This window comes from Blautia wexlerae, from assembly GCF_013300825.1.
Lineage (GTDB): Bacteria > Bacillota > Clostridia > Lachnospirales > Lachnospiraceae > Blautia_A > Blautia_A wexlerae_B.
Genome location: NZ_JAAIMY010000087.1, coordinates 1 through 708 on the forward strand (window position 1 = coordinate 1; position 708 = coordinate 708).

The window sequence follows — 708 nt, forward strand, 5'->3', positions numbered from 1 at the left end:
CAGGAGGACGAGAACGGAATCCTGTTTGTCTGCTTCCCTGTCACAGCCATTGCCGCAGTCCTGTCCCGCAGCCCCATGACGGTCAAGCGTTCTTTGAATGAACTGGAAACCGCCGGACTTATCATGCGGGTGTGTCAGGGCGTTGGAGAACCAAACAGGATTTATGTGTTGATACCGGGAAAGGAGGACGCTGCCCTTGCCTGATACCTCAAAGCTGGAAAAGCTCAACCGGGAGCTGGAGAAAAGCGAAAAGAAACTGCGAAAAGCCATCAATGATGAAAAGGTATTGCAGCACCAGTTGAAGCAGCTTACCCGAAAGGAACGGACGCACCGGCTCTGCACTCGTGGCGGTATGCTGGAAAGTTTTCTGCAAGAGCCGGAACGCCTGACAGACGATGATGTCATGCTGTTGTTGAAACTCATTTTTCACAGGCAGGACACGCAGGAACTATTGAAGAAACTGCTGGAACGGGAGAAGCCGGAAACCCCTTAGTTTACTAAGGGCGCAATTATACACCACCCAGAGGTTGGTGCATTGCGTTCTCCGAAGGCTCCTCGCCGGAGGGCTGTGATTTTCCGCAGTCATGGTCTGCTCCAAATCATACAGGGGACGCTACGCTTCCCCTGCGCTGGCTACCACCAGCTACCCTTTTGTGGACTTGCCATCTGGGGACACCTTGCGTTGCAAGCTGTTCCCAGCCGACAAGT

2 protein-coding genes are annotated in these 708 nt (G+C 53.5%); both read left to right on the top strand.

Annotated features, from left to right (window positions below):
- A partial coding sequence (locus tag G4417_RS16520; protein WP_173717706.1) for a DeoR family transcriptional regulator occupies positions 1-204 on the top strand: 204 nt, incomplete at its 5' end.
- A complete protein-coding gene (locus G4417_RS16525; RefSeq protein ID WP_173717707.1) occupies positions 197-493 on the top strand; it encodes a DUF3847 domain-containing protein in 297 nt (98 codons plus the stop codon). The genes G4417_RS16520 and G4417_RS16525, both read left to right, overlap by 8 nt.
- The last annotated feature ends 215 nt before the right edge of the window (positions 494-708 follow it).